Consider the following 12867-nt stretch of genomic DNA (forward strand, 5'->3'; position numbering starts at 1 on the left):
TGCGGTCGGTCCCGGGCCGCCGGAACGACAGGACCTGCCCCCATCGTGCACCTGGACGCTCACGGTCAGCGGCCGAAGGTCGAGCGGCGCCACCGGTCGGGACCGAACGTGTGCGCGGCCCGCACCTGGCGGGACGGGTGGCCCCACTCGCTGCGGGGAGCCGGCTTCGTGCGCCCGGCCGCGTTGGCGGCCGCGGCGTTGCGTGCCGCCACGACCGCCACGAGGGCCGCGAGCTCCTCGGGCGTCAGGTCGCCCTTGACGACCCGCAGCACGGGCGTGTGCGCGGGGGCGTCGACCTCGGCGGGCGTCTCGTCGGCCGTCACAGCGGGATGTTCCCGTGCTTCTTGGGCGGCAGCGTCTCGCGCTTGGTGCGCAGCAGGCGCAGGCCCTTGACGATCTCGGCGCGGGTCTGGCTCGGCTCGATAACGGCGTCGACGTACCCGCGCTCGGCCGCGAGGTACGGGTTGCACAGCGTGTCCTCGTACTCGGTCATGAGCTGGGCGCGCAGGGCCTCGGGGTCGTCGGCGGCCTTGAGCTCCTTGCGGTACAGGATGCCGACCGCGCCGGACGCGCCGACGACCGCGATCTGGGCCGAGGGCCACGCGATGTTGAGGTCGGCGCCCAGGTGCTTGGAGCCCATGACGTCGTACGCGCCGCCGTACGCCTTGCGGGTGATGACGGTGATGAGCGGGACCGTGGCCTCGGCGTAGGCGTAGATCAGCTTGGCGCCGCGGCGGATGATGCCGTTCCACTCCTGGTCGGTGCCGGGCAGGAAGCCCGGCACGTCGACGAACGTCAGCACGGGGATGTTGAAGGCGTCGCACGTGCGGACGAAGCGGGCGGCCTTCTCGGACGCGTCGATGTCGAGGCAGCCCGCGAGCTGCATCGGCTGGTTGGCGACGACGCCGACGCTGCGGCCCTCGACGCGTCCGTAGCCGATGACCAGGTTCTGGGCGAACAGCGGCATGACCTCGAGGAAGTCGCCGTCGTCCAGCACGGACTCGATGACGGTCTTGATGTCGTACGGCTGGTTGGCCGAGTCGGGGATCAGCGTGTCGAGGGCGTAGTCGGTCTCGGTGCGCTCCAGATCGGTGTCGACCGGGTAGACCTCGGCCTCCTCCATGTTGTTCTGGGGGAGGAACGAGACGAGCGCCTTGGTGTACTCGATCGCGTCCTGCTCGTCGGCGCCCATGTAGTGCGCGTTGCCCGACTTGGTGTTGTGGGCGCGGGCGCCGCCGAGGTCCTCCATCGAGACCTCCTCGCCCGTCACGGTCTTGATGATGTCGGGGCCCGTGATGAACATGTTCGACGTCTTGTCGACCATGATCACGAAGTCGGTGACGGCGGGGGAGTAGACGTGACCGCCCGCGTTGGCGCCCATGATGAGGCTGATCTGCGGGATGACGCCCGAGGCGTGCACGTTGCGCTTGAAGATCTCGCCGTACAGGCCGAGCGACACGACGCCCTCCTGGATGCGCGCGCCGGAGCCCTCGTTGATGCCGATGATGGGGCAGCCCGACTTGATCGCGAGGTCCATGACCTTGGTGATCTTCTCGCCGTAGACCTGGCCGAGGCTGCCGCCGAAGACGCTGAAGTCCTGGCTGAACACGCACACCTGGCGGCCGTCGATCGTGCCGTAGCCCGTGATGACGCCGTCGCCCAGCGGGCGGTTCGCGTCGAGGCCGAAGTCGGTCGCGCGGTGACGGGCCAGCGCGTCGAGCTCGACGAACGAGCCCTCGTCGAGCAGCTGGTCGATGCGGTCGCGGGCGCTCTGGCGACCGCGGGCCGACTGCTTCTCGTGGGCGCGCTCGGCCATCTCCACGAGGGCCGTGTCGCGACGCTCGATGAAGTCGGCGAGCTTGCCGGCGGTCGTGTGCAGCTCGGGCTTCTCAACGATCTCTTGTTCGGTCACGGGGGTCAGCGTAACGACCGTCACGCCGAATGGGTATGTGAGTCTGTTCTCATGTCCTACCGCGACCTCGACCGTCCGCCCCTCGACGCGGGGGCCCTCCGGTCGGCGCTGACGGGGCCGCGGCGGCTCTGGACCGACGTCGTCGTGACGTCCTCGACCGGCAGCACCAACGCCGACGTCGCCGCAGCCGCCCGGGCGGGAGCGCCGGAGGGCACGGTCCACACGACCGACGTCCAGACGTCGGGCCGGGGACGTCTCGACCGGGCCTGGAGCTCGCCGGCCGGATCGGGCGTCATCGTCTCGGTGCTGCTGCGGCCCGACGCCGTCCCGGCCGCGCGCTGGGTGTGGCTGCCGCTGCTGGCGGGGCTCGCGGTCGACGCCACGGTGCACGAGTGCGGCGTCGAGTCGGGGCTCAAGTGGCCCAACGACGTCCAGGTCGACGGGCGCAAGATCGCCGGCATCCTGCTGGAGCGGGTCGAGACCGACCACGGGCCCGCCGCGGTCGTCGGCGTCGGGCTCAACACGACCCTGCGGCGCGACGAGCTGCCGGTCGAGACCGCGACCTCGTTGGCGCTGGAGGGGGCGACCGACACCGACCGCACGATCGTCCTGCGCTCCCTGCTGCGCAACCTCGAGGCGCTCTACCGCGCCTGGGCCGCGTCGGAGGGCGACCCGGCCGCCGGCATCCGCGAGTCCTACCTGCGCCGCTGCGTCACGATCGGCCAGCGCGTCCGGGTCAGCCTGCCGCGCGACGAGGCCGTGGAGGGCATCGCGACGGGTCTCGACGAGCACGGACGCCTGCTGGTCGACGGCCGCGCGATCAGCGCGGGCGATATCACCCACCTGCGTCCCGCGTAGTGACAGAATCGTCGCCATGAGCGAGCGCCAGCGAGTGAACAGCCAGGCACAGAGCACGTCGTCGACGACGTGCTCTGCCCTTCCGACGGAGATGACGAAGTGAGCCTGCCCAGAAAGCTGATGATCGACGGCGAGCAGACCGTCGAGACGACCCGCACCCACGTCAAGCGGCTGTTCCTGCCCTTCGTCGTGCTGCTGGTGGTGTGCGTGGCCGCGGGCTTCCTGATCGCCCAGATCGGCGACAAGGGCGACGGCAAGGCCGGCTGGATCATCGTCGGGCTCGCCGCGATCCTGGTCGTGTGGGGATCGCTGATCCCGTTCCTCAGCTGGTACCTGTGGACGTACACGCTGACCAACAAGCGCATCGTCGAGCAGAAGGGCATCCTGACCCGCACGGGCCGGGTCATCCCGCTGAGCCGCATCAACGACGTCGCGTACGAGAAGAACCTCAACGACCGCATCCTCGGCTGCGGCACCCTGATCATCCACGACGCGAGCGAGCAGGCGGGCCTCGAGCTCGACGACATCCCGCGCGTCGAGGCGTTCCACCGCACCGTCACGAACCTGGTGTTCGAGCGGCACGAGTCGCAGAGGAACGATGAGTCCGTCTGACGTCGAGCGCGCCGACCTGCGCGACACCCTGGCCCGGCTGATCCTGCGGCACGACCTGACGCTGACCAGCGCCGAGGTCACCGACCAGGGCGGGGTCGAGCACGCCCGGGGCCTGCGCCTGTGGCGGGCGCTGGGGTTCCCCGAGACGGGTGACGCCCTGGCGTACGGCGAGCCCGACGTCAAGGCGCTCGCGGCCGTGGCGGTCGCGCTCGACGGCCAGATGCTCGACGAGTCGACGGTGCTGCGGATGACCCGCGGCCTCGGCGCCACGATGGCGCGGCTGGCCGACTGGCAGGTGTCGGCGCTGGTCGACCAGATCGAGCACGACGTCGAGAGCGGCAAGTCGCCGACCCGCCTCGAGGCGGCGGCCGAGCTGGCCCGCTCCGCCGCGCCGGGCTTCGAGCACCTCATGGTCTACGCGTGGCGGCGCCACCTCGCCGCCGCGGCGGCCCGGGTCGAGGCGCTGGGGGCCGCCGACGCCGAGCTGCTCTCGACGACCATGACGGTCGGCTTCGCCGACCTGTCGCGCTTCACCTCGTTGTCGAACGGTCTCGACGACAGCAGCCTCGGCGCCCTGGTCGAGAACTTCGAGACCCGCTGCGCCGACATCATCACGGCGCACGGCGGGCGCGTCATCAAGACGCTCGGCGACGCCGTGCTGTTCGTGACGGAGGACCCCCGGCAGGGCACCCGCACGGCGCTCGACCTCGTCAAGCAGATCGCGTCGCGCACCGAGCTGCCCAACATCTGCGTCGGCCTCGCGACGGGATCGGTCATCAACCGGCTCGGCGACGTCTACGGACCGCCCGTCAACCTCGCGGCACGTCTGTCGCACGTCGCCCGCAGCAACCGCGTGCTCGTCGACGCCGCGACCGCCGAGGCGCTGGGCGACGAGTTCGACACGCGCGTGCTGCCGCCGCGTCCGCTGCGCGGCTTCGGCAACCTGTCGCCGATCACGGTGAGCGACCGGCGCGGGTTCCGCGCCCGGTAGGCGTCACGGTCCCGATAGGCTGAGGACCGTGCCGACACCAGATCTCGCCGTCATCGGCGGTGGACAGCTCGCCCGCATGATGCAGCCGCCCGCGATCGCCCTGGGCCTTCGCATCCGGCTCCTGGCCGAGGGACCCGACGTCTCGGCGGCACAGATCGTGCCCGACCACGTCGTGGGCGACCACACCGTGCTGGACGACCTGCGCGGCGTCGTCGACGGCGCGCCCGTCGTGACGTTCGACCACGAGCACGTCCCGCCCGAGCACCTGCGCGTCCTCGAGAGCGAGGGGCACGCCTGCCGTCCCGGTCCCCACGCCCTGCTCTACGCCCAGGACAAGGCGGCGATGCGCGAGCGGCTCGGCGCGCTGGGCGCACCGTGCCCGCGCAACGCCCCGGTCGCGTCGCGCGACGACCTCGAGGCGTTCGGGTTCCCCGCCGTGCTCAAGACGACGAGGGGCGGCTACGACGGCAAGGGCGTCTGGGTCGTGCGGTCGCAGGACGACGCCGACGAGGCCTTCGCATCCGACCGTCCGCTGCTGGCCGAGGAGCTCGTCGACTTCCGGCGCGAGCTGTCGGCGCTCGTGGCGCGCTCGCCGTCGGGAGAGGTGCGCTCGTACCCCGTCGTGGAGTCGCGCCAGGTCGGCGGCGTGTGCGCCGAGGTCGTCGCCCCGGCGCCCGACCTCGACCCCGCGCTGGCCGCCGAGGCGCGGTCGCTGGCCGAGCGCATCGCGACCGAGCTCGACGTCACCGGCATCCTCGCCGTCGAGCTGTTCGAGACCGGCGACGGCCGCCTGCTGGTCAACGAGCTGGCCATGCGTCCGCACAACACGGGTCACTGGTCGATCGACGGCGCCGTCACGAGCCAGTTCGAGAACCACCTGCGGGCCGTCCTCGACCTGCCCCTGGGGGGCACCGACGCCCGTCAGCCGTGGTCGGTCATGGTCAACGTGCTGGGCGGTGCGGTCGACGACCTCGAGGCGCAGCGGTCCGTCGTCCTCGCGGCCGAGCCCGACGTCAAGGTGCACCTGTACGGCAAGTCGGTCACGGCCGGTCGCAAGGTCGGTCACGTGACGGCGGTCGGCGACGACCTCGACGACGTCCTGTCCCGCGCCCGGCACGCCGCCGCCCTGCTCACCGACGGGTAGGGCGCGCCCGCGCTCGCCGACGTTCGCTCGGCCGCGGTGGCGACCGGGCTGGGTAGGGTTGGGACATGAGTGAGCAGCCGCGCGTCGGCATCGTGATGGGGTCGGACTCCGACTGGCCGACCATGGAGGCCGCCGCGACGGCCCTCGACGAGTTCGGCATCGCGCACGAGGCCGACGTCGTGTCGGCCCACCGCATGCCCGACGAGATGCTGGCCTACGGCCGCGAGGCGCACGGGCGCGGGCTCGAGGTCATCATCGCCGGCGCCGGCGGTGCGGCCCACCTGCCGGGCATGCTGGCCGCCGTCACGCCGCTGCCGGTCGTCGGCGTCCCCGTGCCGCTGAAGTACCTCGACGGCATGGACTCGCTGCTGTCGATCGTCCAGATGCCGGCCGGCGTGCCGGTCGCGACGGTCTCGATCGGCAACGCCCGCAACGCGGGGCTGCTGGCCGTCCGCATCCTGGCCGCGGGCGACCCCGGGCTGACGGCGCGGATCGTCGCGTTCCAGGCCGAGCTGGCCGACGTCGCCCGCGCCAAGGGCGAGAAGATCCGCCACCCCGCGAAGGGCGGCGCCGGCTTCCGCTGACCCCGGCGCGCAGTTTCCCAGGGTCACCTGGGTATCCGCGCGGGCGGCAAACTTCCCCAGGTTCACCTGGGGATCTGCGGCACTGCTCCGACGCTATCGGGGTGGACGCAGCGATTTGTCACCTCACCCCGGTTGCACCAGGGGTCAGGTGACGGTTTCCCAGGTTCACCTCGGAAGCATCCGAGGTGAACCTGGGAAACCGCAGCAGCGAGGGTCAGGCCTCGATGTGGTCGTCGCCGACGAGGCGCAGGGTCTTGTCGGACCAGCGGCGCAGGTCGGCCAGCAGCGTCGTGTCGTGCATCAGGTCGGTGCCGTACGACGGCATCATGTCGACCAGGCGCGGACGCCAGGCGGCCAAGCGGTCGGGGAAGCACGTCTCGAGGACGTCGACCATCGCCGCGACCGCGGTCGAGGCGCCGGGCGAGGCGCCCAGCAGGCCCGCGATCGTCCCGTCGGCGTGGCTGACGGTGCAGGTGCCGAACTCGAGCGTGCCCGACATGCCGTTGCGGCGGATGGTCTGGACGCGCTGCCCGGCCGTGATGAGCTCGAACTCGTCGCCGTCGACGCTGGGCGCGAACTCCAGCAACCCCTCGACGCGCTGCTCGCGCGACTTGAGCAGCTCCTTGACGAGGTACACCGTCAGCGGCATCGAGTTGAGCCCGACGCCGAGCATCGAGAACAGGTTGTTGGGCTTGACCGAGCGGGGCAGGTCGGTCAGGTGCCCCTCCTTCAGGAAGCGGGGCGAGAAGCCGGCGTAGGGGCCGAACATCAGGCTGGGCCTGCCGTCGACGACGCGGGTGTCGAGGTGCGGCACCGACATCGGGGGAGCGCCGACCGGGGGCTTGCCGTAGACCTTGGCGTGGTGGCCGCGCGCGAGATCGGCGTTGGTCGAGCGCAGGAACTGGCCGCTGACCGGGAAGCCGCCGAAGCCGCGGATCTCGGGGATGCCCGACTTCTGCAGCAGGTGCAGGGCGCCGCCGCCCGCGCCGACGAACACGAACCGGGCGTTGACGCGGGTCTTGCGGCCGGTCGCGGTCTCCTTGACCGTCACGGTCCACGTCGAGTCGGGGTTCTGCTTGAGGTTGCGCACCTCGTGGCCGTAGTTCAGCTCGGCACCGGCCGACTCGAGGTGGCCGAGCATCTGTCGCGTCAGCGAGCCGAAGTCGACGTCGGTGCCACCGGAGCTCCAGTTGAGCGCCAGCGTCTCGTCGTCGTCGCGCCCGGCCGACATCAGCGGCAGGCGACGGGCGATCTCGGTGCGGTCGTCGACGTACTCGATGCCCTCGAACAGCGGGTTGTCGACGAGGGCCGCGTGGCGCGCCTTCAGGTACGCGGCGTCGTCGGCGCCCTGCACGAAGCTGACGTGCGGCACGGGGTTGATGAACGACGACGGGTCGCCGAGGAGGCCCTGCGACACGCCGTGCGCCCAGAACTGGCGCGACAGCTGGAACTGCTGGTTGACCGTGATGGCCTTGGTGACGTCGACCGTCCCGTCGGGGCGCTGCGGCGTGTAGTTCAGCTCGCACAGGGCCGAGTGGCCGGTGCCGGCGTTGTTCCACGGGTCGGAGCTCTCGCGGGCCGGACCGTCGAGGCGCTCGAAGAGGCTGATGCTCCAGTCGGGCTCGAGGCTCCTGACCAGGGTGCCGAGCGTGGCGCTCATGATGCCCGCGCCGACGAGGAGCACGTCGGTGTGGACGACCGCCGGGGTGTGGCGATCCGTGAGGACGAGGGAGGAGCGTTCGGTCACGCGTGGATCACCGCGAATTCAGGTCGTAGGTCTGGTGCTGTCGGCTCTTGTGAAGCCACGCACAAGCCTTGCGCGCCGAAGGGCCCGATGCCGCATGGAGACGGTGTGATCTTGTCCGATCGGTGTGTGACGTACGTCTCGCGCCTCAGGCCTCGCGGACGTACGACGTCAGGGACGTGAGCGTCGGCTGGGCGGGGGACGACGCGAAACCGAACCGGACGGCGGGGGTCACGGGGGCCAGCTCGCCCAGCTCGGTGCCCTCCCACGTGGCCCGGGCGCAGGTGAGGCGGCGGACGTGGCGTGCGGCGTACCACTCGGTGCGTCCGTGGCCCGCCGTCCCGTACGTCTGGACGCCCGGCATGAGCCGCTTCGCGAACGGGTTGCAGAAGCGGGCCCAGGTCGACGTCCGGCGCAGCAGTGCCGGCACGAGCCCCAGGATGGGGGAGACCCACAGCTGCCGGCCGGGCGTGAAGCGCACCTGCAGCGACCGCGTGTGCACCGACCACTCGTCACCGGCCTCGACCGAGACCGGCTCGATGCGCACCTCGTCGAACGCGTAGGTCGACGCGATGAAGTCGGCGACGTCCTGCCGGGGCGCGATGAGGATGCGGTGGCCCGAGGGCTGCTCGATCATCGTGTCGGCGAACGTGCCGAACGGGCTGACGTCCCAGACGCCGACGACGATGCGCGTGCCGGAGGTCGTGCCGATGCCGGCGATGTGACCCTCGAACGAGCTCGTCATGACGCCAGTCTGTCCGGCAGGGTGAAATGACACGGGCGGTCGACCTCAGGACGGCTGGTGCCCGGCACCGGTCGGCGCCGAGGACGAGGCGGCCGAGTCGGCGATCATCGCGTTGAGGTCGAACCCCGTCGTCGTCCGGACGAGCTCGACGACCTGCGCCATGTTGCTCGCGAGCGCCTTCGGCAGCGCCGACGCGCCGTCGGTCGACACGACCGTCAGCTGGTCGATGTTGCCCATCGGCGCGGCCAGCTCGCGGGCGACCTCGGGCAGGATCTTGACGAGCATCTCGAGGATCGCGGCCTCGCCGTACTCCTTGTAGGCGTCCGAGCGGGCCTGCATGGCCTTGGCCTCGGCCTCGCCGACGGCCTGCTTGGCGGCCGCCTCGGCCTCGCCCTCGAGACGGACGGCGTCGGCGATCAGCGCCCGACGCGACTTCTCGGCGGAGCCGAGCCGCTCGCCCTCGATCGCGGACGCCTCGGCGGCGGCGATGCGGGCGGCCTTCTCGGCCTCGGCGTTGGCGACCTTCGCGGTGCGGGCGCCCTCGGCCTGCGAGACCGTCGCGTTGCGCTGGGCCTCGGCCTGCTGCTCGATGCGGTAGCGCTCGGCGTCGGCGGGCTTGCGGACGTCGACCTCGAGCTGCTTCTCGGTCACGGCGGCACGCCGCTCGGCGACCTTGGCCTCCTCGGCCAGCACCTCCTGGTCGCGGGCCGCCTTCGCGAGCGGTCCGGCGGCCGTGGCCTGGGCCAGTGCGGTGTCGGTCTCGACCTTGATCTCGGCGCGCTTCAGCGCGAGCGTCCGCTCGGCGATCGCGACCTGCTCGTCGGCGGCGAGGCGGCTCTGCTCGCTGATCTTGTGCGACTCGGCCTCGGCGATGTCGGCCTGCTGCTTGATCTTGGCGGCCTCGGGACGTCCGAGGTCGCGCAGGTACGTGCCCTCGGCGTCCGAGACGTCCTTGATTGAGAAGGAGTCGAGCGTCAGCCCCTGCACGGACAGCGACGCCTCGGCGGCCTCGGCGACCTTCGAGGCGAACGCGCCGCGGTCCTGGATGATCTGCTCGACCGTCAGGGTGCCGACGATCGCGCGCAGCTCGCCCTCGAGCACCTCGGTCGTGAAGACGTGGATCGAGTCGGTCTGGCCCAGGAAGCGCTGCGCGGCGGCCCGGATGTGCTCCTCGTCGCCGCCGATCTTGACGACCGCGACGGCCTGCACGTTGAGGCTGATGCCCTGGCTCGACGGCGCCTTGTGCACCTGCAGGGTGATCTGCAGCGACGACAGGGGGATGCGCGCCATCGACTGCACGAACGGGATGACGAACGTGCCGCCGCCCACGACGACCTTCTGGCCCGTCAGGTCGACGGCACGCTTGTCGCGGCGTCCCGTGATGATGAACGCCTCGTTGGGGCCGGCGACCTTGTACCGGGTCACGATCGTGCCGACGAGCAGCACGAACAGCAGGGCGAAGCCGGAGATGGCGATGATGGTTGTCATCGGGGATGACCCTTCTGGTGGGCGGTGCGGGAGAGAGGGAGGGGTCCGCTCAGACGAGCGGGGCGACCTTGACGGCCGAGGGCGAGAGCGACTGGACGACCGCGATCGACGAGCCCAGCGGCAGGTCGGTGTCGGCGAGGGCGTTGTACTTCATGCGGTGTCCCGCGACCGTCACGGCGACCTCGCCGTACGAGCCGGCCTTGATCGGGCTGACGACCGTGCCGGTCGTCCCGATGACGGTCCAGGCGCTGACGTTGGCGTCGGTCTTCGAGCTCTGCATCGCGCGCATGCCGAGGCCGGCGCCGCCACCGACGACCAGGCCCGCGACGGCGGCGGCCGCGAGCGTCCCGGCCGTGCCCCACGCGTCGGGCAGCAACAGACCCGTCAGGCCGAAGGCCGACAGGAACGCCGCGAGCGCCGTGCCCGACAGGAACGGGGTGTCGAGGTCGAACACGTCGAGGACGCCGTCGAACACCACGGTGACCAGGAGGAGGGTCAGCCCGACCCCGGCCAGAACGAGGAACAGCATGGGGGAGTCCTTGGGGAAGAGTCGGTGGGGGACGGGGACCAATCTAGTGCGACAGGTTGTTGTCACGTGGTGGGTTTCGGCGAATGGCAGGCTGGACGTCATGGCCCTCCTGCCGTTCGACCTCCCGGCGGGCTTCACGGCCCAGGCCGAGCGGGACGAGCAGTGGGCCACGTGGGTGGCCGGCGTGCCCCGGCTCGTCCGCGGGCTGCTCGACGAGTGGGGCCTGCGGCCCGACGGCGCCCCGATGCACGGCCGCACCGCCCTGGTCGTGCCCGTCGTCGCCGACGGGGTGCCCGCCGTGCTGAAGGTCGCGGGGCCGGGCGGGGAGGGGCAGCACGAGATCCTCGGCCTGCAGACGTGGCACGGACGCGGGGCCGTCCGGCTGCTGCAGGCCGATCCGCGCCGCAGCGCGATGCTGCTCGAGCGCCTGCACCCCGACGACCTGTCGTCGCTGCCCGTGCTGGCGGCGTGCGAGGCCGTCGCGGCGCTGTACCCGCTGCTGCACGTCCCCGCGCCCCCGCAGCTCGTGCCGCTGACCCGCCTCGTCGAGCGCTGGACCGACGACCTGGGCCGCCTGCCGCGCCGGGCCCCCCTGCCGCACCGCATCGTCGAGCAGGCCGTCCACCTGGGTCGGGCGTTCACGACCGATGCGGACAGCACGGGACGGATGATCCATGGCGACCTGCACTACGCCCACGTCCTGGCCGCGGATCGCGCGCCGTGGCTCGCGATCGACCCGGAGCCCGTCTCGGGCGACCCGCACTACGAGCTCGCCCCGCTGCTGTCGAGCCGGTGGGACGAGGTCGTCGCCACCGGAGACGTCCGCACCGCGGTCAGGCGCCGCTTCCACGCCGTCGTCGACGCCGCGGGACTCGACGAGGACCGGGCCCGCGACTGGGTCGTCGTCCGCGAGGCGCACCGGGCGATGTGGGCGATCGAGGACGGCGACGCCGATCGCGTGACCGCGGCGATCGCGATCGTCAAGGCCGTCCAGGACTGACCCTCGCGGATGTCGGGGCGCGCGGCTAGCGTGGCGGCATGCCTCTCGTGACCTTCAAGGACCTGTGCGTCGACGCCCACGACGTCGCGGCGATCGAGGCGTTCTGGTCGTCGGCGCTGCACCTCGACGGCGAGCGGGCCGACGACGGAGCCGTCCTGCGGGGGGCACGACCCGGCCAGACGGTCTGGATCAACGCGGTGCCCGAGCCCAAGACCGTCAAGGGCCGCGTGCACCTCGACCTCGTCGCGGCCTCGCTCGACGCGTTCGCCGGGCTCGAGCGCGTCCCGGTCGACGACGACGTGTCGTGGACGACGTTCCTCGACCCCGAGGGCAACGAGCTGTGCGTGTTCGTCGACGCGAACCGCCCGCCCGGGCTCAAGGACGTCGTCGTCGACGCCGCGGACCACGCCGCCATCGCCGCCTGGTGGGCTGACCTCTGGGGTGGGACGCTCGCCACCGACGACGGCTACACGTACCTCGACGACGTCCCCGGGGCACCCGTCGACTCGTTCGACTTCGTGCCGGTGCCCGAGCCCAAGACCGTCAAGAACCGCCTGCACTGGGACGTCACGCTCGAGCCGGGGGTCACGGTCGACGACCTCGTGGCCCGCGGCGCCGTGCTCCTGGCCCGACCGACCGACACCGCGCGGTGGACCGTCATGGCCGACCCCGAGGGCAACGAGTTCTGCGTCTTCGACCCGCAGGCGTCGTGACCGGCACGACGACCCGGCTGCTGCGCCCCGACGACGCGGCCGGCCTCGCGGCGGTGCGCACCGCCAACCGGGCACGGCTCGCGCCGTTCGAGCCGCGCCGCAGCGAGGCGTTCTACACCGAGGCCGGCCAGCGCTCCACGATCGACGAGCGTCTCGCGGCGCACGCCGAGGGGCGGGGCGTCCCGCTCGCGATCGTCGACGACGGCGACGGCGTCGTCGGCGAGATGACCCTGAGCGGCGTCGTCCGCGGGGCGTACCAGTCGGCCAGCGTCGGCTACTGGGTCGCCGAGCACGTCGCGGGCCGCGGCGTCGCGTCCGTGGCGCTGGCCGACGCGCAGGCGATCGCCTTCGGCACGCTCGGCCTGCACCGCCTCCAGGGCGAGACCCTCGTCGACAACATCGCCTCGCAGACCGTGCTCGAGCGGGCCGGGTTCGTGCGCTACGGCCTCGCGCCCGACTACCTGCGCATCGACGGGCGGTGGCAGGCGCACGTCCTCTACCAGTGCATCGCGTCGGCCCGGCCCCTGCCGCGCGTGAAAGAGTGAGC

Annotated in this window: 14 protein-coding genes; 8 read left to right on the forward strand and 6 right to left on the reverse strand. The window is 71.9% G+C overall.

What is annotated here, in order from left to right:
- Positions 1 to 65: 65 nt before the first annotated feature.
- The gene (locus tag IFT73_RS00265) at positions 66 to 323 is read right to left on the reverse strand and encodes an acyl-CoA carboxylase epsilon subunit (RefSeq protein ID WP_192165632.1); all 258 of its coding nucleotides are present in this window, start codon (positions 321 to 323) and stop codon (positions 66 to 68) included.
- Entirely contained in the window at positions 320 to 1912 is a 1593-nt protein-coding gene (locus IFT73_RS00270) for an acyl-CoA carboxylase subunit beta (RefSeq protein ID WP_056609980.1), read from the reverse strand. The genes IFT73_RS00265 and IFT73_RS00270 overlap by 4 nt, the downstream gene beginning before the upstream one ends.
- 51 nt (positions 1913 to 1963) lie before the next feature.
- Between IFT73_RS00270 and IFT73_RS00275 the strand changes: the two genes are divergently transcribed.
- From IFT73_RS00275 to purE, 5 genes are all read left to right on the forward strand, one after another.
- A complete protein-coding gene (locus tag IFT73_RS00275) occupies positions 1964 to 2770 on the forward strand; it encodes a biotin--[acetyl-CoA-carboxylase] ligase (protein ID WP_192165634.1) in 807 nt (268 codons plus the stop codon).
- A gap of 99 nt (positions 2771 to 2869) precedes the next feature.
- Entirely contained in the window at positions 2870 to 3382 is a 513-nt protein-coding gene (locus IFT73_RS00280) for a PH domain-containing protein (protein ID WP_157432487.1), read from the forward strand.
- Positions 3369 to 4373 (forward strand): adenylate/guanylate cyclase domain-containing protein, encoded by a 1005-nt coding sequence (locus IFT73_RS00285; protein WP_192165636.1) that lies wholly within the window; start codon positions 3369 to 3371, stop codon positions 4371 to 4373. Before IFT73_RS00280 ends, IFT73_RS00285 begins: the two co-directional genes overlap by 14 nt.
- 28 nt (positions 4374 to 4401) lie before the next feature.
- On the forward strand, positions 4402 to 5517 hold the full coding sequence (locus IFT73_RS00290) for a 5-(carboxyamino)imidazole ribonucleotide synthase (protein WP_192165638.1): 1116 nt from the start codon (positions 4402 to 4404) through the stop codon (positions 5515 to 5517).
- A 65-nt stretch (positions 5518 to 5582) separates the two neighbouring features.
- Positions 5583 to 6101, forward strand: coding sequence for a 5-(carboxyamino)imidazole ribonucleotide mutase (purE, locus tag IFT73_RS00295; RefSeq protein WP_056606755.1), 519 nt, complete (start codon positions 5583 to 5585; stop codon positions 6099 to 6101).
- 214 nt (positions 6102 to 6315) lie between these two features.
- Here purE and mqo read toward each other — a convergent pair whose 3' ends face one another.
- From mqo to IFT73_RS00315, 4 genes are all read right to left on the reverse strand, one after another.
- Positions 6316 to 7848, reverse strand: a complete 1533-nt coding sequence (gene mqo / locus IFT73_RS00300; protein ID WP_371811115.1) for a malate dehydrogenase (quinone) — start codon at positions 7846 to 7848, stop codon at positions 6316 to 6318.
- A 145-nt stretch (positions 7849 to 7993) separates the two neighbouring features.
- Positions 7994 to 8590, reverse strand: coding sequence for a hypothetical protein (locus tag IFT73_RS00305; RefSeq protein WP_192165641.1), 597 nt, complete (start codon positions 8588 to 8590; stop codon positions 7994 to 7996).
- Between the two features lie 45 nt (positions 8591 to 8635).
- Positions 8636 to 10078, reverse strand: a complete 1443-nt coding sequence (locus IFT73_RS00310) for a flotillin family protein (protein ID WP_056606765.1) — start codon at positions 10076 to 10078, stop codon at positions 8636 to 8638.
- Between the two features lie 49 nt (positions 10079 to 10127).
- Positions 10128 to 10607, reverse strand: a complete 480-nt coding sequence (locus tag IFT73_RS00315; RefSeq protein WP_056606768.1) for a hypothetical protein — start codon at positions 10605 to 10607, stop codon at positions 10128 to 10130.
- Positions 10608 to 10707: 100 nt separating this feature from the next.
- On the opposite strand from IFT73_RS00315, the gene IFT73_RS00320 reads away from it, so the two are divergent.
- The 3 genes from IFT73_RS00320 to IFT73_RS00330 are packed head-to-tail and all read left to right on the forward strand — an operon-like array spanning position 10708 to position 12865.
- Positions 10708 to 11607: an aminoglycoside phosphotransferase family protein gene (locus IFT73_RS00320; protein WP_192165643.1), complete on the forward strand. Its 900-nt coding sequence runs from the start codon at positions 10708 to 10710 to the stop codon at positions 11605 to 11607.
- Between the two features lie 38 nt (positions 11608 to 11645).
- Positions 11646 to 12320: a VOC family protein gene (locus tag IFT73_RS00325; protein ID WP_192165645.1), complete on the forward strand. Its 675-nt coding sequence runs from the start codon at positions 11646 to 11648 to the stop codon at positions 12318 to 12320.
- Positions 12317 to 12865 carry a GNAT family N-acetyltransferase gene (locus IFT73_RS00330; protein ID WP_192165647.1) on the forward strand — a complete coding sequence of 183 codons (549 nt, stop codon included), beginning with the start codon at positions 12317 to 12319 and terminating at the stop codon, positions 12863 to 12865. Before IFT73_RS00325 ends, IFT73_RS00330 begins: the two co-directional genes overlap by 4 nt.
- Positions 12866 to 12867: the final 2 nt, after the last annotated feature.

It is taken from the genome of Aeromicrobium sp. CFBP 8757 (assembly GCF_014841755.1).
GTDB lineage: Bacteria > Actinomycetota > Actinomycetes > Propionibacteriales > Nocardioidaceae > Aeromicrobium.